Below are 21,478 nucleotides of genomic sequence, written 5' to 3'. Positions count from 1 at the left end.
CCGACGACGACGCGACCCAGATCCGATCACCCGGGAAGCGAGAAGATCTGTGGATACGTTGCCGGCCTGTGGATTGGTCAACCGGTGAACGGCGGCACGTACTCACACGGCACCCGAACCGGATGCGCGGGGTCGAGCGCATTGAGCACCATGTAGGCGGTGCGGCGCGACCCCGCGATCGCCAGGTGATCGCTGTGGTCCTGTTCGCAGCCGTCCTGCACGACGATGTTGCGGACGCTCTCGCCGGAGCGGCCCGGTACCTGGCCGCTGGTGTAGGGCACCACGAACTCGTCGTAGCGGGTGGAGATGTTCGTGTAGTCCACACCCGCGACATACGGGCTGCCGCCACTCCAGATCGCCCGGTTCATCGGCGATCCCGCCGCCATCTGACCGCAGGCCGCGCAGATCGGCAGATCCGCACCCTGCAGCAGCTGCCGGGTGATCTCGGTGAACGGAATACCGTCGAACGAGCCACGCCACAGCGGCGCCAACGAGACGTACCTGGTGACCTTCGACGCCCCGCCGAGTCGTTTGAGGTAGTAAGCCGGCATGTACGTGCCTTGCGAATGGCCGACGAGATCGACGGTCTGGGCGCCGGTCGCAGCGAGGACTCGGTCGACGAACCGGGACAATTGCGCTGCGCTCGGCTCCATCCGGGTCATGCCGCCGATCGCCGACACCGGCCAGGGCGATCCGGGAATCGCCCCGTAGGTGAGGGCATACACGCAGTACCCGCGGTTGGCCAGCAACGCGACGTAGGCACCCCAGTTGGTCTGCTGCGAACCACCGGTGCCGTGCACCAGCACCACCGGCCGCGGGTGCTGTGGTGTGGGCCGACAGTCGAAGTCATTCGATCCGGGCAACGATCCGCCTGGATGAGCCAGCTCAGGAGGGATACCGGCGAAGAAGCTGTAGGTCTCGGGCAGCGGCCGCTCGGGGGCGGCCGAGGCTGCGCCGACCCCGACCATCGCCACCGCACATGTCGCCACCAATACCGCGACCAGCACCGCGTACCGGTTCATTCGTTTCGTGGACACCTCGACTACCACCCCCGCGTCAGCACCTGCGGGAGAACCTAGCAACTGCTTGGTCAAGTGTCCCGGTTTTGGCAGATCGCCGGGTAACGGGCCCTAGATAGAGGACAACCCCGGCCAGGGGGGGAGGAGGCCGGGGTCATCGCGTTTCAGCCCCGGGGGGTCGGGCTGAAAGGCACCGGTATCAACCGGTTAAGGCCGACTATACACATCGGATTTCGGCCTGTGCAACTAGAAACAACCGGCCGGCGAGGTCACATTTCAATATCGCTGCCTGCGCTTTCACGCTGCAACGACGTTGCATCGACACTGGCCGGGGTCTCGATCGGGCCGTAGCCTGAACCGGTGACGGACACCTCGTCGGCAAGCACTCCCCAGGCCCGATCGGCCCATGCCGTCCTCCCCACACGTCGTAGCGCAGCGTTCTTCGATCTGGACAAGACGGTGATCGCCACATCCAGCGTGCTCGCCTTCACGCGCCCCTTTTTCGCCGCGGGACTGATCGACCGCCGCTCGGTGATCCGATCCGGCTGGGCCCAGTTGCTGTTCCTGATGACCGCGGCCGACCACACGCAGATCGATCGGCTGCGTCGTCACGTCACCGACATGTGCCGCGGGTGGGATGTCGCGCAGGTGCGCGCCGTCGTCGCCGAGACCCTGCACGAGGTGGTCCACCCGCTGGTGTTCGACGAGGCGGCCGAGTTGATCGCCACCCACCGCGCACGCGGCGACGATGTGGTGCTGGTGTCGGCGTCGGGGCGCGAGATGGTGGAGCCGATCGGCGCGATGCTCGGTGTCGACCATGTCGCCGCCAGCGAGATGGAGGTCGTGGAGGGCCATTACACCGGGGAGATCGAGGTCTACCTCTACGGCGCGGCGAAGACCACGGCGATGATCGCACTCGCCGAGCAGCACGACTACGACCTCTCCACCTGCTACGCGTACTCCGACTCGATCACCGATGTCCCGATGCTCACGGCGGTCGGTCACCCCTACGTGGTGAATCCCGACCGACACCTGCGACGGCACGCCCGGGACGCCGGCTGGCCGATCCTGACGTTCTCTCGACCGGCGTCGCGCCGTTCGCGACAGTTGCCGGCGCGGCTCCGGACGGTCCTCGGATCGCCGCTGGCGGCGGTCGCGCTGGCCGTGGGTGCCGCGGTCGCGACGGCACGCTTGGCGGGATTCGCGTCGCGACGACACCCGGGTCGGCCGACCGACGTGGTGTGAGAGAGCCACCACGACACCATCGGATATTGGTCCGAAAGACCCTTGATGTGATGGCGGTCACGGTGTACAAAAGGTTTTACGGAATCTCGGAAGGCAAAGTTCGCTCCGGAAGAGAAGGAACGGACCCCCACGCCGAGCACTTCCCAGCACGGGCGGCAAGCACCCACGCGGAGCGCGCCGCATAAGGCAAAAGCGTTGTGCGCCTGCGACATCGTAGGTCGACACGGGCAAGCCGGTGACCACCAACGGGCCGTAGACCGGGACACGAAGGATCCCTGTCGAGCCGGACGAATCGATCCGATCGAGGCGAACCGAGAGGTTCGTCAGACGGAAAGAATCGATCCGAATAAGCTCGATCCAATTGCACGGCACCGTCATTCACACGTGGTTCACACCGGGGCGCACCGATCGGCACTCCTTCCCTCGCCGAGGCGGTACCACAACCCACCAAGCACGCTTGGTAACTTGGGTCCGTGCTACGCGGGCGGGGGGGGGGGGGGGGGGGGGGGGGGGGGGGGGGGCGCGGGGGGGGGGGGGGGGGGGGGGCGGGGGGGGGGGGGGGGGGGGGGCCCCCCGCCCGCAGTGCGTTGTGGGGGACGTTGTGTCACTACCCGGCTCCAGTTCCTCCCACCCGAAATCCGTTCCACCGCGCTGTATTCCGGTCGGACGAACGCGAATACGGGGAAGAACGCTCCGGCGCGAACGGAGCCTCAGCCGGCGCGAGCGGCGTCGGCGATGGATCGGGCCTCACCCGCGCCTGCTTCGAGCGCCTCGCAGCACAGCACGATCCAGGCGCCCACGCCCTCCGGGTCGCCCTCGGCAAAGCGGGTCGACAACGCCCGATACTCATCGGCACGCCGCAGCCAGGTCACCTCCGGGACACCGAGGTTGTGCGGGTCCAACCCCGTCGAGGTGCACACCAGACGCGATGCGGCCCGCGCCACCACACCGTTGGCCGACGGAAAAGCGGCCAGCCCCAACAACTCTCCGTGTACGACTGCGGCCAGAACCGGCGCGGGGACCGCGGTGGCCCCGGTCACCAGTTGGCCGAGCAGATCCAGCCGGGCCGCGACGCCCGGTGCCGCGCTGGGTCGGCCGAGCTCGTCCGGTTCGTCGACGAGGCCGGCGGCGGCGAGCATGTGCAGGCGGGCGAAGGCCTGGGCGGGCGCCCGACGGAAGACGGCGGTGAGTTGCTCGAGAGCGTCACCGTCGAGGGCCTGGGCCACTCGCATCGCCCCCGCCAGCACCGGGTCGTCGAAGTCACCGTCGCGTCGCAGCTCCACACTGCCACCGTCGATGGCCGCAGACGATCGACCCGCGCGCCACGAGGCCTCGGTGGCGGTCTTGTCCCAACCACGCAGATTCGCCGGGTGTCGATGGACGGCACTGAGCGCGTCACGTGCGCGATCGGCCGACTCGACGACACCGGGTAACTCCAACAGCGGTGCCAGCGGGTCAGCTGCCAACGGATCCGAACTCACGCCTTCCCACCATAATGAGGGTGCCGCTCGTCGCGTCCACCGGACCATTCGTCGCGGATGTGCGCTGGTCCGGCCGATCGGCACCTGCAACGAGATTCCAACGTGACTACCCTCACAATCAGAAACCGGCATGACCGCACGTCACGCCAATGTCGTCGAGAGTGAAAGGCACACCTGACCGATGTCTCCCGCCACCACTTCGTCTGCGCAGGGCTACCCGCCGTCGAAGGAGTTCGCCGCCCAGGCCAATGCCACTGCCGAGATGTATGACCGCGCCGACGCGGATCGTCTGGAGTTCTGGGCCGAGCAGGCCCGCCGCCTGGACTGGGACACCGATTTCGATCAGGTGCTGGACTGGTCGGGGGCGCCGTTCGCGAAGTGGTTCGTCGGCGGCACACTCAACGTCGCGGTCAACTGTGTGGACCGTCACGTCGCCGCGGGCAAGGGTGAGCGCGTCGCCATCCACTGGGTCGGCGAACCGGGCGACTCCCGCGACCTCACCTACGCCCAGCTGCAGGACGAGGTGTCCAAGGCCGCCAACTACTTCTCCGCGATCGGGCTGGTCGCCGGTGACCGCGTCGCGATCTACATGCCGATGGTGCCCGAGGCGTTGATCTCGATGCTGGCCTGCGCACGCCTCGGCCTGACACATTCGGTGGTCTTCGCCGGATTCTCCGCCGGCGCACTACGCAGTCGCGTCGACGACGCCGAGGCCAAACTGGTGATCACCACCGACGGCCAGTACCGCCGCGGCAAGCCCGCCCCACTCAAGGCCGCCGTCGACGAGGCACTCGGTTCCGGCGACGACGCCGCGAAGTCCGTCGAGAAGGTGCTCGTGGTGCGCCGCACCAACCACGACGAGAACCTGCCCTGGGTCGACGGTCGCGACGTCTGGTGGGAGGACACCGTCGACGAACAGTCGGCCACCCACTCCCCCGAGGCGTTTGACGCCGAACACCCGCTGTTTTTGCTCTACACCTCCGGCACCACCGGCAAACCCAAGGGCATCGTGCACTCGTCGGGCGGCTACCTCACCCAGGCGTCCTACACCTTCCACAACGTGTTCGACCACAAAGAAGGCCGCGACGTGTTCTGGTGCGGCGCGGACATCGGCTGGGTGACCGGACACTCCTATCTCGTCTACGGGCCACTGTCCAACGGCGCGACCGAGGTCGTCTACGAGGGAACTCCCAACTCCCCCAACGAACATCGCCACTTCGAGATCATCGAGAAGTACGGCGTCACCATCTACTACATCGCGCCCACGCTGATCCGCACCTTCATGAAGTGGGGCCGCGAGATCCCCGACGCCCACGACCTGTCCTCGGTGCGGCTGCTCGGGTCGGTGGGCGAGCCGATCAACCCCGAGGCCTGGAAGTGGTATCGCGAAGTCATCGGCGGTGACACCGCACCCATCGTGGACACCTGGTGGCAGACCGAGACCGGCGCCATCATGATCTCACCGCTGCCCGGCGTGACCGAGGCCAAACCCGGCTCGGCGATGAAACCACTACCCGGCATCAGCGCCAACATCGTCGACGACCAGGGCAACCCGGTCAGCCACGGCGAGCAGGGCTACCTGGTACTCGATCAGCCGTGGCCGTCGATGCTGCGCGGCATCTGGGGTGACGAGGACCGCTTCCGCGAGACCTACTGGTCGCGCTTCGCCGAGCAGGGGTGGTACTTCGCCGGCGACGGCGCCCGCTACGACGACGACGGCGCACTCTGGGTCCTCGGCCGCGTCGACGACGTCATGAACATCTCCGGGCACCGCATCTCCACCGCCGAAGTCGAAAGCGCACTCGTCGGACACGCCGGGGTCGCCGAGGCCGCCGTCATCGGCGCCGCCGACGAGACCACCGGCCAGGGCATCGTCGCCTTCGTCATCCTGCGTGAAGGCGTGGAGAACACCGGCGAGGCATTGGTCAAGGAATTGCGCGAACAGGTGTCGATCGAGATCTCCCCCATCGCCAAACCCCGCGAGATCAACGTCGTCCCCGAACTGCCCAAGACCCGCTCCGGCAAGATCATGCGACGCCTCCTCAAAGACGTCGCCGAAGGCCGCGAACTCGGCGACACCTCCACACTCGTCGACCCCTCGGTCTTCGAAGCCATCCGACAAAAGCGCGCATAGTCAGGCGTCCCGGCGGCGACCCAAGGCACCCAAGCCGCCGCACGGCGCCGCACCCAAGGCACCCAAGCCGCCGCACGGCGGTCGAGTGGGCGTCGTTTTCCGTTGAGTGGGCGCGCGTCTTTCTGACGCGCACCCACTCGGCGAGAAGCGGCGCCCACTCGACGGAAAATGGTGCCCACTCGACGCGAGATATCTCCCCCGCTACCGGCCACGCGAGCGCATGCATGGCAACATGAGTCCGACACCAGAGGTACGGAGGATTCTGTGAGCCGCAACGAGCCCGGCCAAACCGCTCAGGACGCCGGATCGGCCCCGTCGATCCCGCTGTCGGATCCCACCCACGGCCGCAACGGCGAACCCAGCATCGGCAACCTGGTCAAGGACGCCTCGGCAAGTGTGTCGACGCTGTTCCGCTCCGAGGTCGCGCTCGCCAAGGCCGAACTCGTCGGGGAGGCCAAGAAGGCGGGGGCCGGAACCGGGCTGCTGGTGGTGGCCGGCGTGATGGCCCTCTACTCCAGCTTCTTCTTTTTCTTCTTCCTCGCCGAACTCCTGGACAACTGGATGCCGCGGTGGCTGGCGTTCCTGATCGTGTTCGCGATCCTGGTGCTGATCACCGTCGTGATGGCGTTCGTCGGCTATGTGTTGTTCCGCAAGGTCCGCGGCCCGAAGAAGACGATCGCCAGCGTGAAGGAAGTGCCCACCGTGTTGCCGGGCAGTCATCCCAGCTCGTCGTCGGCGACCAAACCCACCGACGGTGAGCACCCGGCGATACCGCGCGCGCACGATCCCGCCAAGGGATGAGTGGTGGCCGGACCGCCTGATCCGTCGAGCGTCCGCGTCACCGGCGACTGGCATCACTTCGACGTCCGCGCCAACGGGCTGCGCTTCCACGCCGTCGAGGCGCCCGACCCGAGTACCGCCAACCGTCCGCTGGTGCTGCTCCTGCACGGATTCGGCGAGTTCTGGTGGAGCTGGCGTCATCAGATCACGGCGCTGGCCGAAGCGGGATACCGGGCGGTGGCCGTCGACCTGCGCGGCTACGGCGACTCCGACAAGCCGCCCCGCGGCTACGACGGCTGGACCCTCGCCGGTGATACGAACGGACTGGTCCGCGCGCTCGGCCACCCCGATGCCACCCTGGTGGGCCACGCCGACGGCGGGCTGGTGTGTTGGGCCACCGCGACGTTGCACCCACGCGTGGTCAATCGGGTGGCCGTCATCGCCTCCCCACATCCACGTGCACTGCGTCGCGCCGTGATCGCCGACCGACATCAGCGCCGTGCGTTCCTGCCCGGCTTCCTGCACAATCAGCTACCCAAGCTGGGTGAGCGTCGGCTCGCGGCGCACGACGGCGGCTACCTCACGCAGTACTTCGCCGAGCGGGCCTCGCCGAGCTGGCAGGCCACCGACGACTACGCGGTCACCGTGGACCGTAATCGCTCGGCGGTGCAGATCCCCTACGTCGCGCACTCCAGCCTGGAGTACCGGCGCTGGGCGTTCCGGTCCCAGTTCCGTCCCGACGGATCGCGGTTCATGGAGCTGATGAATCAGCGGCTGCATCTACCGGTGCTGGCGCTGCGGGGAGCCGACGACCCGTACATCCTCGATCATGTGATGGCGGCGAGTCACCGGTATGCGGCACACATGCAGTATCGGCCGATCGCCCACAGCGGACACTTCGCCCACCAAGAACAGCCCGATGTGGTGACCGAGAAGTTGCTGGGGCTGCTACGCACCGAGGCGGGCTGATCCGCCCGGTCCGCGGACCAGGCGCGGACGTCGCCGGGAAACCCGGGTGGTGGCTCAGGCGTGCACGCACGTCTGCGTGCTGACCCGCGCCGAACGCGCCTCCGAATCGGTCAGGTTCTGCCGCACCTGCTCGGCGGTCAACACGAAGCCGGTCTGGTCGTTGGTGTCCTCGGCAGCGCCGAACACCACGCCGACGACCTCACCGGCCGAGTTGATCATCGGGCCTCCCGAGTTGCCCTGCCGGATCACGCCACGAACGGTGTACACCTGCCGCAGGATCTGACCGGTCCGGTAGATGTCGGGCCCCGACAGGTTGATCTTGTCGCGCACCCGCACCGCGTTGACCGCGAACGGGCCCGCCTCGGGATAGCCGAGCACGATCGCGTCGTCACCGGTCTGCGCTTCCCCGTCGGCGAACCTCAACGCCGGTGCCGTCAGACCGGGGACGTCGAGGACCGCGATGTCGTTGTCGCTGTCGAACAGGACCACCCGGGCCGGGAGCTGTTGCCCGTTCGGCGACGACACCGTCAGCCGCCGCGTACCGGCAACGACGTGCGCATTCGTCATGACCCGCTCTGGGGACACCACGAATCCGCTGCCTTCGAGCGCTTGCCGACAGCTCGGCGCCGTGCCTTCGATCTTGACCACGCTGGGCCGGACCTGCGCCACCGCCGGTAGCTGCAACACCGTCGGATCGGGCGGGCCCACCTCGGCGACCGGCGTACGTCCGAACGGTCCGATGACCTGCGGCAGACCGGAGTTGTCGAGCAGCGCGCTGAAGTCCTTGGGCAGGTCACGCAGCCACTGCGGCGCCAACGCGTCCACGCCGGTGAGCACCTTGGACCCGCGCACCGCGGTGGACACCTGCGTCTCGGCGGAACTGCTCAGCGGAATCGCCAACAGCCATGCCGCGATCAGCACGGCGACAACCTGCAGCATCGACCCGATCACGCTGTCCACGCGGCGCACGCCACGTGACCGGATGCCGCTGCGCGCGGCCCGACCCAGGATCATCCCGGACACCTCGCCGATGATGATCAGCCCCACCAGCAACACCACCCCGACCAGCAGTCGGGTGGTGCGATCCTCGAAATTCGAGATGACATGCGGCGCGAGGAGGATGCCGGCGACGGCGCCGAGCACCACCCCGAGGAATGCCAGCGCCGAGGCGACCGCGCCCTGTCGGAAACCACTGGCCGCGGCGAGCAGCGCGATCACCACGACGATGAGATCGACCCACCCCGAGCCGGTCACCGGGTGCGATCCTCTGCCTGGTGACGCAGGTGGGCCGGCAACACCGCACCCGGACCGATGGTCTGCGGGCTACCGGCGGCCGCGATGGCCTGGTCCAGCGGCCGGACGTCGGAGTGGTCCCAGGGCACATCCCAGCCGGCGACCTCGCTGATCGCGGCGATGAGCCCGCCGGTGAATCCCCACACCAGCAGGCCGTCGACCATGAATGCCGGGCCCTTGTAGGCACGTGCGCCCATCACGGTGCGCTGCACCTGGAACCGGCTCTCCGGCGCGAGCAACGACCGCAGGTTGACGCGCGCCACCCGCGCGGTCTCTCCCGTGTCGACGACGCGCACCTCGCCGGGCTCACGCCAGTGCGCCAGCACCGGGGTCACGTCGAAACTGGACACCGGCACAGGGAACGACGGCAGGTTGGCGAGCACGTCGACCCCCTCGGGGACGAGTCCGGTCTCCTCGGCTGCCTCGCGCATCGCGGTGCCCACCGGGAAGTCGTCGCCGGGATCGAGCCCGCCGCCGGGAAATGCGACCTGCCCGCTGTGTTGACGCAGGGTGGGTGCACGCTCGGTGAGCAGGATCTCGGCGTCGGGTGGGAGCCCGCCGGGATGGTCGACTGCCTCGTCCCACGCACCGCCGATGAGCACCAACACCGCGGCCGCCCGCTTGTCGCGGCCGAGCATCGACGCCCACCTGGTGCGATCGCCGCCGCGGTTGAGCACCGAGTCGGTAACTGCGGCGACGTTGTCGGTGAGGCGACGCATCCAGGGCGGAACCTGTTCGGTCGGAACCAACCGACCCGCGGCGGGACCGGGATCGTGTTCGGCGCTCACGTGCTCACCCCCAGGTATTGCTGCACGACGTCGGCGATCTCGTCCGGGGTGTCGAACACCTGGGGCAGCACCTTGGCCACGGTGCCGTCGGCGCGCACCAGGATCGTCGACGGGAACACCCGGGGTGCGCCGAGTGCCGCGGCGATCGCGGCGTCGGTGTCGAGGACCGACGGCAGGTGCACGCCGTTCTCGATCAGAAACCGCAGCGCCAGATAAGGATTCTGCGCACCTTCCTGAGCGTGCACCGCGAGCACTGTCACCGCATCGCCGGCGCGTTGGGCGTAGCTGTCGACGACCGGGAGTTCCCGACGACACGGCAGACACCAGACGGCCCACATGTTCACCACCATCGGCCGACCCGCGGTGCCGGTGCCGACGTCGTAGTCTGCGCCGTCGGCCAGACACGGCACCGAGACTCCGGCCAGCGCGGACCGGGCCGCCTGGGGCAGTCCGGTTTCCGGACACGGCGGCAACGCGGCGTCTTGTCTGGCCTGCGCCATCTGGGCGTCGTCGGCCTGCGCGTCGGTTGCCCGCGGCCCGGTCGCCGTCGGCGATGTCGCAGGGCCTCCGGAGTCCGAGTCGGCGCCGCGGGGCCAGATCGCGATGACCAGGGCGAGGATGACGACGGTGAACACGATGGTCCACCGCGCCGAGGAAGGAAAGCGGCTGGTGCGGCGGGGTGGTGGCGCGGCGGCGGAATCGTCGTCCTCGTCGGGTCCCGACTCCGCGCTCCTCGGAGTCTGGTTCACTGCGTCGCCAGCCCCGCCAGATCCAGCAGATGCTCGGTTTCGGGGCCCTTCACCAGTTTCGCGGCATCGGCCTTGGCCATCGGCCCGGTGCCGACCGCCGGACAATCCTTGGCCAGAATGCAGACACCGCACGCCGGTTTGCGCGCATGACACACACGTCGACCGTGAAAGATCACCCGGTGCGAGAGGTCGGTCCACTCCTTGCGCTCGATCAGTTCACCGACGGCGCGTTCGATCTTGACCGGATCGGTCTCCTCGGTCCAACCCCACCGCCGCACCAATCGCGCGAAGTGGGTGTCGACGGTGATCCCCGGGACGCCGAAGGCGTTACCCAGTACGACGTTGGCGGTCTTGCGGCCGAAACCGGGCAGGGTGACCAACTCCTTGAGGGTGTCGGGCACCTCGCCGTCGAACCGTTCCACCAGGGCCTGACCGAGTCCGATGATCGAGTTGGCCTTGTTCCGGTAGAAGCCGGTGGACCTGATCATCTCCTCGAGTTCGGTTCGGTCGGCCTCCGCATACGACCGGGCGGTGGGATACCGCTCGAACAGTGCCGGCGTGACCTGATTCACCCGGACGTCGGTGCACTGCGCGGACAGAATCGTCGCGACCGACAGTTCGAGTGGAGTGGTGAAGTCGAGTTCGCAGTATACGTGGGGGAAGGCGATCTGGAGCGTGCGGTTCATCCGACGTGCCCGCCGTACCAGCCCTAGATGGGTCTCGGTCTTCGACCGGCGCCCACCGCCGCGGACGCGCGTCTGTCTCGCCGACGCCTCTGCGGAGTCGGTGGTCTTACGTGCGGTCACGCAATTCAGGTTAGCCACGTCGCGGCGAAGTAGCCCAAAGAGATGCCTCCGGCGGGGTGGTGAATTGCCGATCCTGACCGTGCTTCGCCTTGGTAACAAGTCAGTGAAGCCGGTCCTTCTGGTTGGCGAGAGGCTCCCCGAGTTGTGTTTACTGTCCCCATGCAAGGACTCGCCGCGCTGCTTTTCCCGGCTGTGCTGATGCTCTTCGCACTCGCGATGGAGAAGGTTCAGGCCAGGATCGACCGCCTCGCGGTCACCCAGGATCACGTCGAAGAGTTCCTGGAATCGGCAGACGCCGCGCAGGTCGACACGCTGGCCAAAGAGGGTTTTCCCGCCGCATTGGATGAGTTCCGTGCCCGCCGCGCGCCCGATGCGGCCGACGCCGCCCGCGACAGCGCATTCTCGGCCTCACCGCAGCGGGCGAGCTGAGGCGATAGCCGACACCCGCCCCGACTCACCGCTATGTACCGGCCAGTGACCCATTCAACACATATGCTTGGGGCGAGAGTAGCGTTGCACGAGGCAACACGGCGACCGACGGCATAGATCACCACCGGCGTGGGGTTGCCATGCGAGTGTGGTTAGGACGAGAAAGGTTCCTTAGGTGGAGGACGTACTGGCGCGGGCGGGCATATTCCAGGGTGTCGAGCCCTCCGCCGTCGCAGCGCTGACAAAGCAACTTCAACCGGTCGATTTCCCTCGCGGGCATGTGATCTTCCACGAGGGAGAACCCGGTGATCGGCTGTACATCATCCTGTCCGGCAAGGTGAAAGTCGGCCGTCGTTCGCCTGATGGTCGGGAGAACCTGCTGACCATCATGGGACCGTCGGACATGTTCGGCGAACTGTCCATCTTCGATCCGGGGCCGCGTACGTCGTCGGCCACCACCGTGACCGAGGTGCGTGCGGTATCGATGGACCGCGACGCCCTACGCGCCTGGATCAAGGACCGTCCCGAGATCGCCGAGCAGTTGCTCCGCGTGCTCGCCCGCCGTCTGCGCCGCACCAACAACAACCTCGCCGACCTCATCTTCACCGACGTGCCCGGCCGTGTCGCCAAACAGCTGCTGCAGCTCGCGCAGCGGTTCGGCACCCAGGAGGGTGGCGCGCTGCGCGTCACGCACGACCTCACGCAGGAAGAGATCGCGCAGCTCGTCGGCGCCTCCCGCGAAACCGTCAACAAGGCACTCGCCGACTTCGCTCAGCGCGGTTGGCTGCGCCTGGAGGGCAAGAGCGTCCTGATCGCCGACTCCGAGCGCCTCGCACGCCGCGCGCGGTAGCCCACTGACCTGGCGGTTCGTCCCCCGGGTATTGTTTCCTGCCCTGCGGCCGCCGGGGCAGGAAACGATACCCGGGGGACGAACTGTGTCAGCGGTCCCGCAGGTACTCCAACTGGGCCTTGACCGACATCTTGGCGGCCGGCCAGAGCGACTTGTCGACGTCGGCGTAGACCTTGCGGACCACCTTCATCGGCTTCGCCTTGTCGGCCGACACACCCAGCTCGTCGAGCGCGGCCACGATCTGATCGATCCGTTCCTCCCGGTGTGCCTTGTAGAACCGCGCAACCGGCCCCACCTGTGGGTGGTCGGGTCCGTGCGCAGGCAACAGCACCGCGTCCTCACCCTCGACGATGATGCGGTTGAGCGAGTTCATGTAGTCGCGCAGGGTGCCGTCGGTGGGGTCGATGACGGTGGTGCCGCTGCCGAGAATGGTGTCACCCGACAGCAGGGCACGATCCCCGTCGCACTCGACGAGAAAACTGAGCGAGTCCCCGGTGTGGCCCGGAGTGTGCAGCACGGTGATCCGCAGACCCGCCACGTCGATGACCTCCCGGTCGGCAAGCGGCGCGGCACCGTGTGTGAACTTGGCCGACCGCGCGCGCACCGGGACGTCGACCCGTTTGCGCAGTCGCCGGATGGCGCCGGTGTGGTCGAAGTGACGGTGGGTGATGAGCACCAGCGCAATCCCCTGCTGCTCCGCGATGCGTTTGACGTGCCCCTTCTTGTTGGGCGGGCCCGGATCGACGATGACGCACTCCGGATGGCCGGGAGCACGCAGGATCCAGGTGTTGGTTCCGTCGAGCTCCATCGTGCCCGGGTTCTTGCACAGCAGCACCGACGCGAACGGCGTCACCTCGCGTACGACGCCATAGGCGGGATGCTGTGCCGTGTCGCCGTTTCCGCTGTCAGTCATGTCTTCCGACACTACCCACCACCGGGGTGCCGCCGCGGTCGAGGTCAGCCGCGAGGGCGGTAACCCCGAGCAGCGCTCACGCCGAGCGGTCGATGTCGTCGGCGACCTCGTCGTCGACGATGACCTTGGGCGCGAACTCGCTCTGCAGACTCTTCAGCAGCGCAGCCCCCTGCGTCACCACCCCGGTCATCACCTCGTTGACCCCGTCGGCGCCGTTGAACACCGTGAGGTTCGACGATCCGAGTCCCTTCGCGATCTCACCCACGAGGGCCGGGAGTTGTTCGATGATCTGCTGATCGAGCGCGATCCGATTGTGCTTGGCGGCCGCCGCGGACTGGATCTCCACGGCACGCGCATCGGCTTCGGCGATGATGTGGGTGCGCCGCGCCTCGGCCTCGGCCGGTTTCACGACCTCGGAGATCAGCTGCTGTTCACGCAGTTCCGCCTCGGCCTGGGCCAGGACCGACTGCTCCCGGATGATCTCCTGGTTGACCCGCGCCTGTGCGAGCGGACCGGCCTGGGCGGCCTCGGCGTCGGCCTTGTCGGTCTCGGCCTTGATCTGCGCGCGCTTGATCGAGGTCTCCCGCTCGTAGTCGGCCTGGTTTCGCAACGACTCCTGCTGCGCCTTCGCCGATTCCTGGTCGGCGCGAGCGCGTTCCACGGCGGCCTCGCGCTGCACCTTCGCGATGTTGGGTGCGGCCAGTGCGTTGATGTAGCCGGAGTCCATGTCGTCGATGGATTGGATCTGGAACGAATCGACGACCAGCCCGATCGAGCCCATCTCTCGCTTGGACGCCTCGAGCACCTGGCGCGCGAGGGTGTCGCGTTCGCGAATGATCTGCTCGACGGTCATCGAGCCGACGATAGAGCGCAGATGGCCGGAGAAGATCTGCCCCGTGAGCTGGTTCATCTCGTTCTCCTGTTCGGAGATGAATCGCTGACCGGCGTTGACAATAGAGGCGACGTCGCCGCCGACCTTGTGCGCGATCACCGCACGCACGTCGAGTTGAATGCCCTGGGTGGTCACGCACACCTCGCGGATCTGCGCCTCGTGCATGGCCATCGACAGGAACCGCACCTTGCGGAAGAACGGCAACACCCATCGGCCGTGACCGACGACGACGTCGAACGGACCACCGCCGACATCGGACTTCTTACCCGAGATGAGCATCGCCTCGTCGGGTTCGGGGACGTAGTAGCCGAGCATGGAGCCTCCTGGGTGCATCGTGAATCGCCGCCGGGACACGGCGTCTCGTCGCGGTGGGCACGCGGTCACCACTTAGACGCCGTGATCCTACGGGGCCGTTCCCGGCATCGTCCGTTCGAATGACACGGTCAGGACGGCATCGGCAGCCAGCGCTCTACCATCACCACCCGGCCCGGCCGCTCCTCGACGACGAGCACCGTCTCGTCCACCCCGATCGCCTCGGCGGCCAGGGCGAGGAACCGTTCGGTGCCACCGGCCATGCGCAACTCCACCTCTCCCATGGCCTGCCCGCCGCCGATGGCGAGCACCACCACACCCGTCGTCCCGATCATCTCCACCCCGCTCGGCGTCTGTGCGGACAACGGTAGCGGTGCGTGGGGTCAACGGGGGCGATCGGTCAGCACATAGATCGCGGCGATCACGCTGATCGAACCGGCGCCGAGCACCAGCACCGGATACCCGAACAGCCCCACGACGACACCCGCCAACGCGCCGGCCATCGCCCCCGCAAGACTCATCGCGGTGTCCGAGATCCCCTGCACCCGCGGACGTTGCGGCACCGGAATGCTCTCGGTGAGCAGCGTGGAGCCGGCCACGGTGGTGGCCGACCAGCCGAGTCCGAGCAGGACCAGCGCGACGACGAGACCGCGCTGGCTGTGTTGCGCCGCGAAGCCGGTGACGCACGCTGCCAGCAACAGCGCCTGGCCGATCACCACCGTCGGTACCCGGCCGACCCGATCGGTGAGAATGCCCATCACTGGGGCCAGTGCGTACATGCCGGCGACGTGGGCGCTGATGGACAGCCCGACGAGGGTGATACTCGCACCGCCGTGGGTCATGTGCACGGGGGTCAGCGCCATCACCGCCACCATCACCGCATGCGCCGAAACCACCGAGACCACCGCATTGCGGGCCTCGGCAATCTGCCGGATCGTCTGCCACCCCTGCGCGACCGACGGTTTCGCGACGGCCGTCGAATCCGACGACGCGGCCGCCGTCGAGAGCAACAGCGGGTCGGGCCGCAGACCGGACCACAGCACCAGCGCGGCCGCGGCGGCACCGGCCGCACCGATCACGAACGGTCCGGCGAGTTCGTCGACACCCAGTACGCCGGCGATCTCGGCCCCCATGGGAAGCAACGCCGGGCCCGCGACGGCGCCGACCATCGTCATCCACACGACCAGCGAGAGATCGCGTCCGCGCGTGCGCGGTTCGGCAAGATCGGTTGCGGCAAAACGGGATTGCAGGCTGACCGCGGTACCGCTGCCCACTCCGGCCATTCCGAGCAGCAGCAACGGGAACCTGCCGACGTCGACCGCGATCGCAACCACTGCGGCCCCGACCGCCGCGATGACGAATCCGGTTGCCAGCGCCGGTCGACGGCCGGCGCGCTGGGCCAGCGCCGCGAGCGGCAGACCCGCGGCCGCCGCGCCGAGGGTGAGCACCGTGGTGGCGAGGCCGGCCACCGATTCCGAGCCGGAGAGCCGTTCGGCCAGGATCGCGCCGAGCGCCAGCGACGCACCCATCGCCAGGCCGCCGAGGACCTGCGCGCCGCACAGCAAGGCGATGGTCCGGTGTTGTACCCGCACGAGCGTGGCGCGGGGCGGTAGCACCGGCGGTTGGGGGACGGCCGTCGGGTCGGAAGAGGTGTGCTCGGTCACCCATCCAGCGTGGACCGCCCGGTCGCGCAGCACCAGCGGCATGAATGCCGGTATACCCTTGATTCATGCCAACCGACGCCCACCGGGTGGTGGTCCTGGTCACCGATGGTCTGGTCATGATGGACATGGCCGCCCCGGTCCAGATCTTCGGGCACATCGGCGCGCCGCGCTACACGCTCATCACCTGCGCCGAGACACCCGGATTGGTACCGACCTGCGCCGGGGTGTCGGTGCATGTCGAACACGGACTCGAGGCGCTCGCCGAGGCGGACACCGTGGTGATCCCCGGCTATCACGACGCCGCGCGGCGCACGCCGTCGCCGCCGGTCCTCGAGGCGCTGCGGGCGGCGCATCGTCGGCAGACCCGACTGCTCTCGATCTGTGTCGGCGCTTTCACCCTGGCCGAGACCGGCCTGCTCGACGGACGGCGCGCCACCACCCACTGGCTGGATGCGGATGCGTTGGCCACCCGGTATCCGCGGGTCATGGTGGACCCGGCGGTGCTGTACGTGGACGACGGCGACATCCTCACCAGCGCCGGCCTCGCCGCCGGCATCGATCTGTGCCTGCATCTGGTGGAGCGCGATCATGGCGCCGACGTCGCGCGGGACTACGCGCGACGCACCGTGGTGGCGTTCCATCGCCCCGGCGGGCAGGCACAGTTCATGCCGCCGGGGGCCAGCCTGCACGACGAGGCCGTCGACGAGATCGCGGCCGGCCGCCGACGACACGACGACACCCACGCGGACACGCCGGGCCGCACCGGATTGGCGGCGACCACATCCTGGGCGATCCGCCACCTCGATCGGCCGTTGACCACGCGCGACCTCGCCGACCACGCGTCGATGTCGTTGCGCACCTTCAACCGCCGGTTCACCGACGCCCACGGGATGGGACCGGGCGCCTGGCTGACCGGACAGCGTGTGCGCGCGGCGGCGGCACTTCTCGAGCGCACCGACGATCCCGTCGAACAGATCGCGGCGCGGGTGGGCCTCGGCCCAGAGGCCCTGCGCACACACTTCCGACGGCGGATGGCGTTGTCGCCGAGCGCCTATCGCAACAACTTCCGGCCCCTGTCGCACTGAGCGGGCAGCGCGCTCGCGGGCGGGCCGTCAACCGACGACGAGGTCGTATCCGAGTTTCGCGACCATCACCACGACCACCGCCAGCAACACCCATCGCACGAAGGCGCTGCCCCGACCGATCGCCATCCGGGCGCCCAGCTGGGCACCGGCGATGTTGGCGACGGCCAGCCCCAACCCCAGTAGCCACAGCACGTTGCCCTGCCACGCAAACACCGCCAGCGCGCCCAGATTGGTGCCGGTGTTGATCACCTTGGCCATCGCCGAACTCTCCAGGAACCCGGTGCCGACCAGCGCGGTGAGAGCAATGATCAGGAAGGTGCCGGTGCCCGGCCCCATCACCCCGTCGTAGAAGGCGATGACCACTCCGCACAGCACGAACCCGAGCACCACCGACCAACGGGGACGATTCACCGCGAGTCCGGAGCCGAACCCTGGATTGAGCGCGACGAACAACCCCACCGCGACCAGCAGACACAGCACCACCGGCGTGAACACCTCGGCGGGCAGTCTGCTCGCGGTGTAGGCGCCCAGGCCGGAACACCCGACTGCCGCGATGAACACCGGGACGAGTCGGCCGACCTGGACCGGCAGCCGCCGGGCGTAGGCGAGGGCTGCCGAGGCGGTGCCGAACACCGCGGCGAGTTTGTTGGTGCCCAGGGCGGTGGCCGGCACCAGTCCGGGCTGCACGATGAGCAGGGCCGGGATCAGTACCAGTCCCCCACCGCCGACGACCGCGTCGACCCATCCCGCCGCGGCGGCCGCGGCGATGAGTAGCGCGACGTCCACTAGCCGCGACTCCCGGCCGGGTGCGTCCGGGAGGTCGGACGGGTCAGGAGACCTCGACGATCATCTCGACCTCGACCGAGGAGCCCAACGGCAACTCGGCCACACCGACCGCCGAGCGGGCGTGCACACCGGCATCGCCGAAGATCTCGCCGAGCAGGTCCGACGCGCCGTTGATGACGGCGGGTTGGCCGGTGAAACCGGGGGCCGAGGCGACGAAGCCGACGACCTTGACGATCCGCACGACGGCGTCGATGCCGACGAGTCCGTCGACCGCGGCGAGCGCGTTGAGCGCGCACTGCCGAGCCGCCCGGTTGGCCTGGTCGGGGTCGACGACCCCCTCGGCACCCTCGTGCACCTTGCCGGCGACGTCGAGCTTGCCGTCGATGATCGGGAGCTGACCCGCGGTGTAGACGAGATTTCGGGTACGCACGGCGGGCACATAGCTACCCGCCGGCGTGACCACCTGGGGCAGCGTGATGCCCAGTTCGGCCAGCCGCTGCGACCACGTCGTTGTCATCGGTCAGCCCTTCGGACGCTTCAGGTAGGCGACGTGCTGCTCACCGGTCGGCCCGGGCAAGACTGTCACCAGTTCCCAGCCGTCGGCTCCCCACTGATCGAGGATCTGCTTCGTCGCGTGCGTCAGCAGGGGCACCGTTGCGTATTCCCAAGCGGTCGATTCACTCATGGACTAGAGCCTAATGGGTACGTCTTTGTCGATATGGTGATGCGGTGGTGAACGAGACACCGCCCGACGAAGCCGGGCACACCAACGAATGGCCCCAGTCCGCCGGACGGGCGCGACTGCATTTCGTGTCGGGCAAGGGGGGCACCGGCAAGACCACGGTCGCGGCGGCGCTGGCGCTCGCGCTGGCCGCCGACGGCAAGAAGGTGTTGTTGGTGGAATGCGAGGGCCGCCAGGGCATCGCTCAGCTCTTCGACATCCCGCCGCTGCCGCCTACCGACACCAAGATCGCGACGGCCTCCGGCGGCGGCGAGGTCTCGGCGTTGGCCATCGACATCGAACACGCGCTGCTCGAGTACCTCGACATGTTCTATAACCTCGGTTTCGCCGGGCGCGCGATGAAACGGATCGGTGCGATCGACTTCGTCACCACCATCGCGCCGGGCCTGCGTGACGTGTTGATCACCGGCAAGATCAAAGAGCGCATCATCCACACCGACAAGCAGGGGCGTCGGGTGTATGACGCGGTGGTGGTCGATGCGCCGCCGACCGGCCGGATCGGCAACTTCCTCGACGTCACCCAGGCGATGGCCGACCTTGCCAAGACCGGACCGATCCGCAATCAGAGCGACGGTGTGGTGAAACTGCTGCACTCCGAGGACACGGTGATCCACCTCGTCACGCTCCTCGAGGCGATGCCCATGCAGGAGACGATCGAGGCGGTCGAGGAACTCCACGCGAAGAATCTCACCGTGGGCACCCTCATCATCAACCGCGTCAGTCCCACCCACCTGCCGCCGGGGTCGATCGACGAGATCGCCGAAGGCACCATCGATGCGCCCCGCGTGCTCGAACACCTGCAGGCGGCCGGTCTGCATCTCGCCGACGGCGATCTGTCCGGATTGCTGACCGAGACCATCGAGCACGCCTCCCGCCTGCAAGCCCAGCAGGTCGCCAAAGCCCAACTCGACGAGGTGGAGCTGCCGACTCTGGAGTTGCCGGCACTCGGCGATGGCATCGATCTGGGGTCGATCTACGAGCTCGCCAACCTCTTGCAGAAGGCAGGTGCCTGATTCATGCCGCTCGATCTGAAGATGGCCTCGGTGCTCACCGACCCCGCGACCCGAGTGGTGATCTGCTGCGGCGCCGGCGGCGTGGGCAAAACGACCACCGCTGCGGCGATGGCGATGTATGCGGCCGAACACGGTCGCAAGGTGGCGGTGCTGACCATCGACCCGGCCCGCCGCCTCGCCCAGTCGCTGGGGATGTCCGAGCTCACCAATGATCCGCAGCCGGTGAACGTCGGCCTCGGCGAGGGTGCCGGCTCACTGGACGCGATGATGCTGGACATGCGGCGCACCTTCGACGAGATGGTGCTCGAGTACTCCTCACCCGATCGCGCCTCGGCGATCATGGAGAACTCCTTCTATCAGACGATGGCGTCGTCGTTCTCCGGCACGCAGGAGTACATGGCGATGGAGAAGCTCGGCAAGCTGATCGAACAGGAGCGATGGGACCTGATCGTCGTCGACACCCCGCCATCGCGCAATGCCCTGGACTTCCTCGACGCCCCGCAGCGCCTCGGGTCATTTCTCTCCGGGCGGCTGATGAAGATGTTGGTCGGCGGCGGACGCGGGGTCGGACGCATGGTCACCGGCGCGATGAGCCTGGCGATGCGCGGTGTCTCCACCATCATCGGCGGCGACATGTTGCGCGATGTCGCGACGTTCGTGCAGTCGCTGGACTCGATGTTCGGCGGCTTCCAGGACCGGGCCACCAAGACCTACGAACTACTCAAACAACCGGGCACCCAGTTCGCTGTGGTGGCCGCGGCCGAACCCGACGCGCTGCGCGAGGCCGCCTTCTTCGTCGACCGGCTCTCTGAGGAGAGGATGCCGCTGGCCGGGCTCATCCTCAACCGCACCCACCCGAATCTGACGTCCATCTCCGAGGCGTCGGCGCAGGCCGCGCTGGAGACCGTGGACGACGAGCTCACCCGCGGGGTGCTCGAGATCCACGCCGAACGCGCCTCCACCGGCAAGCGGGAGTTGCACCTGCTGCAGCGCTTCACCGCCGCACACCCGACGGTGCCGATCGTCGGGGTTCCGTCACTGCCCTTCGAAGTCGCCGACGTCGTCGCGCTACGGGCGGTGGCCGAGCAGATCACCAGTCGGGGCTGAGTCAACGACGATGGCCGACCCATTCGGGTCGGCCATGCCTGCTGATCGTCCGCGACTCACACCGCGTCGGCGCGGTGCCTCCGTCGCTGAGCCTCGAAGAACTGCGCCCACGAGGTGACCTCCGGGTGCTGCCGGAGCAACGCCCGCCGCTGACGCTCGGTCATGCCGCCCCACACACCGAACTCTACCCGGTTGTCGAGAGCGTCCGCGCCGCACTCGAGCTGGACCGGGCAATGCCGGCAGATCGTGGCGGCCTTACGCTGGGCCGCGCCGCGGACGAACAGGTCATCGGGGTTCCCTCCCCGGCATCGCGCTTGTGACACCCACATCAATCGAGCGTCATCTCCGGTGGAAACTGCCGCTATCGCCATCCGCCGACCCCTGTCTGTCGTTGCGTCTCGTCGGACCCTTTCGGCGCTGC

Annotated in this window: 23 protein-coding genes; 9 read left to right on the top strand and 14 right to left on the bottom strand. The window is 68.1% G+C overall.

From position 1 onward, the window contains the following. Positions 1 to 77 precede the first annotated feature (77 nt). A complete protein-coding gene (locus L1892_RS02055; RefSeq protein ID WP_372474950.1) occupies positions 78 to 1,022 on the bottom strand; it encodes an esterase/lipase family protein in 945 nt (314 codons plus the stop codon). Between the two features lie 357 nt (positions 1,023 to 1,379). Here L1892_RS02055 and L1892_RS02050 point away from each other — a divergent pair, with 357 nt between their 5' ends. After that, the gene (locus tag L1892_RS02050) at positions 1,380 to 2,264 is read left to right on the top strand and encodes an HAD family hydrolase (protein ID WP_287016586.1); all 885 of its coding nucleotides are present in this window, start codon (positions 1,380 to 1,382) and stop codon (positions 2,262 to 2,264) included. 710 nt (positions 2,265 to 2,974) lie between these two features. Here L1892_RS02050 and L1892_RS02040 read toward each other — a convergent pair. Beyond that, positions 2,975 to 3,730 carry a Fic family protein gene (locus L1892_RS02040; RefSeq protein WP_235721999.1) on the bottom strand — a complete coding sequence of 252 codons (756 nt, stop codon included), beginning with the start codon at positions 3,728 to 3,730 and terminating at the stop codon, positions 2,975 to 2,977. Positions 3,731 to 3,926: 196 nt separating this feature from the next. Between L1892_RS02040 and acs the strand changes: the two genes are divergently transcribed. From acs to L1892_RS02025, 3 genes are all read left to right on the top strand, one after another. Next, on the top strand, positions 3,927 to 5,879 hold the full coding sequence (acs, locus tag L1892_RS02035; RefSeq protein WP_235721770.1) for an acetate--CoA ligase: 1,953 nt from the start codon (positions 3,927 to 3,929) through the stop codon (positions 5,877 to 5,879). A 264-nt stretch (positions 5,880 to 6,143) separates the two neighbouring features. Then, positions 6,144 to 6,680, top strand: coding sequence for a phage holin family protein (locus L1892_RS02030; protein ID WP_235721769.1), 537 nt, complete (start codon positions 6,144 to 6,146; stop codon positions 6,678 to 6,680). Between the two features lie 3 nt (positions 6,681 to 6,683). Next, the gene (locus tag L1892_RS02025; protein ID WP_235721768.1) at positions 6,684 to 7,628 is read left to right on the top strand and encodes an alpha/beta fold hydrolase; all 945 of its coding nucleotides are present in this window, start codon (positions 6,684 to 6,686) and stop codon (positions 7,626 to 7,628) included. A gap of 54 nt (positions 7,629 to 7,682) precedes the next feature. Here L1892_RS02025 and L1892_RS02020 read toward each other — a convergent pair whose 3' ends face one another. The 4 genes from L1892_RS02020 to nth all read right to left on the bottom strand — a co-directional run bounded on the left by L1892_RS02020 (position 7,683) and on the right by nth (position 11,264). Next, a complete protein-coding gene (locus tag L1892_RS02020; protein WP_235721767.1) occupies positions 7,683 to 8,882 on the bottom strand; it encodes a MarP family serine protease in 1,200 nt (399 codons plus the stop codon). Then, positions 8,879 to 9,640 carry an NUDIX hydrolase gene (locus L1892_RS02015; RefSeq protein ID WP_235721998.1) on the bottom strand — a complete coding sequence of 254 codons (762 nt, stop codon included), beginning with the start codon at positions 9,638 to 9,640 and terminating at the stop codon, positions 8,879 to 8,881. Before L1892_RS02015 ends, L1892_RS02020 begins: the two co-directional genes overlap by 4 nt. A gap of 65 nt (positions 9,641 to 9,705) precedes the next feature. After that, complete coding sequence (locus L1892_RS02010; protein WP_235721766.1) at positions 9,706 to 10,458, bottom strand: redoxin family protein; 753 nt, start codon at positions 10,456 to 10,458, stop codon at positions 9,706 to 9,708. Beyond that, complete coding sequence (gene nth, locus L1892_RS02005) at positions 10,455 to 11,264, bottom strand: endonuclease III (protein ID WP_372474943.1); 810 nt, start codon at positions 11,262 to 11,264, stop codon at positions 10,455 to 10,457. Before nth ends, L1892_RS02010 begins: the two co-directional genes overlap by 4 nt. Before the next feature lie 159 nt (positions 11,265 to 11,423). Between nth and L1892_RS02000 the strand changes: the two genes are divergently transcribed. Beyond that, entirely contained in the window at positions 11,424 to 11,693 is a 270-nt protein-coding gene (locus L1892_RS02000) for a hypothetical protein (protein WP_235721765.1), read from the top strand. 175 nt (positions 11,694 to 11,868) lie between these two features. After that, entirely contained in the window at positions 11,869 to 12,543 is a 675-nt protein-coding gene (locus L1892_RS01995) for a Crp/Fnr family transcriptional regulator (protein ID WP_006330855.1), read from the top strand. Between the two features lie 88 nt (positions 12,544 to 12,631). On the opposite strand, the gene L1892_RS01990 is transcribed toward L1892_RS01995, so the two are convergent. From L1892_RS01990 to L1892_RS01975, 4 genes are all read right to left on the bottom strand, one after another. Beyond that, positions 12,632 to 13,456 (bottom strand): MBL fold metallo-hydrolase, encoded by an 825-nt coding sequence (locus tag L1892_RS01990; RefSeq protein WP_235721764.1) that lies wholly within the window; start codon positions 13,454 to 13,456, stop codon positions 12,632 to 12,634. A 76-nt stretch (positions 13,457 to 13,532) separates the two neighbouring features. Beyond that, on the bottom strand, positions 13,533 to 14,663 hold the full coding sequence (locus L1892_RS01985) for a flotillin family protein (protein ID WP_235721763.1): 1,131 nt from the start codon (positions 14,661 to 14,663) through the stop codon (positions 13,533 to 13,535). A gap of 128 nt (positions 14,664 to 14,791) precedes the next feature. After that, positions 14,792 to 14,995, bottom strand: coding sequence for an NfeD C-terminal domain-containing protein (locus L1892_RS01980; RefSeq protein ID WP_235721762.1), 204 nt, complete (start codon positions 14,993 to 14,995; stop codon positions 14,792 to 14,794). A gap of 48 nt (positions 14,996 to 15,043) precedes the next feature. Beyond that, positions 15,044 to 16,276: an MFS transporter gene (locus tag L1892_RS01975; RefSeq protein ID WP_372474949.1), complete on the bottom strand. Its 1,233-nt coding sequence runs from the start codon at positions 16,274 to 16,276 to the stop codon at positions 15,044 to 15,046. Between the two features lie 113 nt (positions 16,277 to 16,389). Here L1892_RS01975 and L1892_RS01970 point away from each other — a divergent pair, with 113 nt between their 5' ends. Continuing rightward, entirely contained in the window at positions 16,390 to 17,409 is a 1,020-nt protein-coding gene (locus L1892_RS01970; RefSeq protein ID WP_235721760.1) for a GlxA family transcriptional regulator, read from the top strand. A gap of 27 nt (positions 17,410 to 17,436) precedes the next feature. On the opposite strand, the gene L1892_RS01965 is transcribed toward L1892_RS01970, so the two are convergent. The 3 genes from L1892_RS01965 to sp36 are packed head-to-tail and all read right to left on the bottom strand — an operon-like array spanning position 17,437 to position 18,880. Then, on the bottom strand, positions 17,437 to 18,195 hold the full coding sequence (locus L1892_RS01965; RefSeq protein ID WP_235721759.1) for a sulfite exporter TauE/SafE family protein: 759 nt from the start codon (positions 18,193 to 18,195) through the stop codon (positions 17,437 to 17,439). 43 nt (positions 18,196 to 18,238) lie between these two features. Next, positions 18,239 to 18,712 carry a RidA family protein gene (locus L1892_RS01960; RefSeq protein WP_235721758.1) on the bottom strand — a complete coding sequence of 158 codons (474 nt, stop codon included), beginning with the start codon at positions 18,710 to 18,712 and terminating at the stop codon, positions 18,239 to 18,241. A gap of 3 nt (positions 18,713 to 18,715) precedes the next feature. Then, positions 18,716 to 18,880: a Sp36 family protein gene (sp36, locus tag L1892_RS01955; protein ID WP_235721757.1), complete on the bottom strand. Its 165-nt coding sequence runs from the start codon at positions 18,878 to 18,880 to the stop codon at positions 18,716 to 18,718. A 44-nt stretch (positions 18,881 to 18,924) separates the two neighbouring features. On the opposite strand from sp36, the gene bagA reads away from it, so the two are divergent. After that, positions 18,925 to 19,950, top strand: a complete 1,026-nt coding sequence (bagA, locus tag L1892_RS01950; RefSeq protein ID WP_235721756.1) for an ATPase BagA — start codon at positions 18,925 to 18,927, stop codon at positions 19,948 to 19,950. A gap of 3 nt (positions 19,951 to 19,953) precedes the next feature. Then, entirely contained in the window at positions 19,954 to 21,057 is a 1,104-nt protein-coding gene (gene bagB, locus L1892_RS01945; protein WP_235721755.1) for an ArsA family ATPase, read from the top strand. 56 nt (positions 21,058 to 21,113) lie between these two features. On the opposite strand, the gene L1892_RS01940 is transcribed toward bagB, so the two are convergent. Beyond that, a complete protein-coding gene (locus L1892_RS01940; RefSeq protein WP_160903936.1) occupies positions 21,114 to 21,428 on the bottom strand; it encodes a WhiB family transcriptional regulator in 315 nt (104 codons plus the stop codon). Positions 21,429 to 21,478: the final 50 nt, after the last annotated feature.

Source organism: Gordonia tangerina, assembly GCF_021556435.1.
GTDB classification, from domain to species: Bacteria; Actinomycetota; Actinomycetes; order Mycobacteriales; family Mycobacteriaceae; genus Gordonia; species Gordonia tangerina.
The sequence above is the reverse complement of the archived record's forward strand: the minus strand, read 5'-3'. Positions and strand labels throughout refer to the sequence as shown.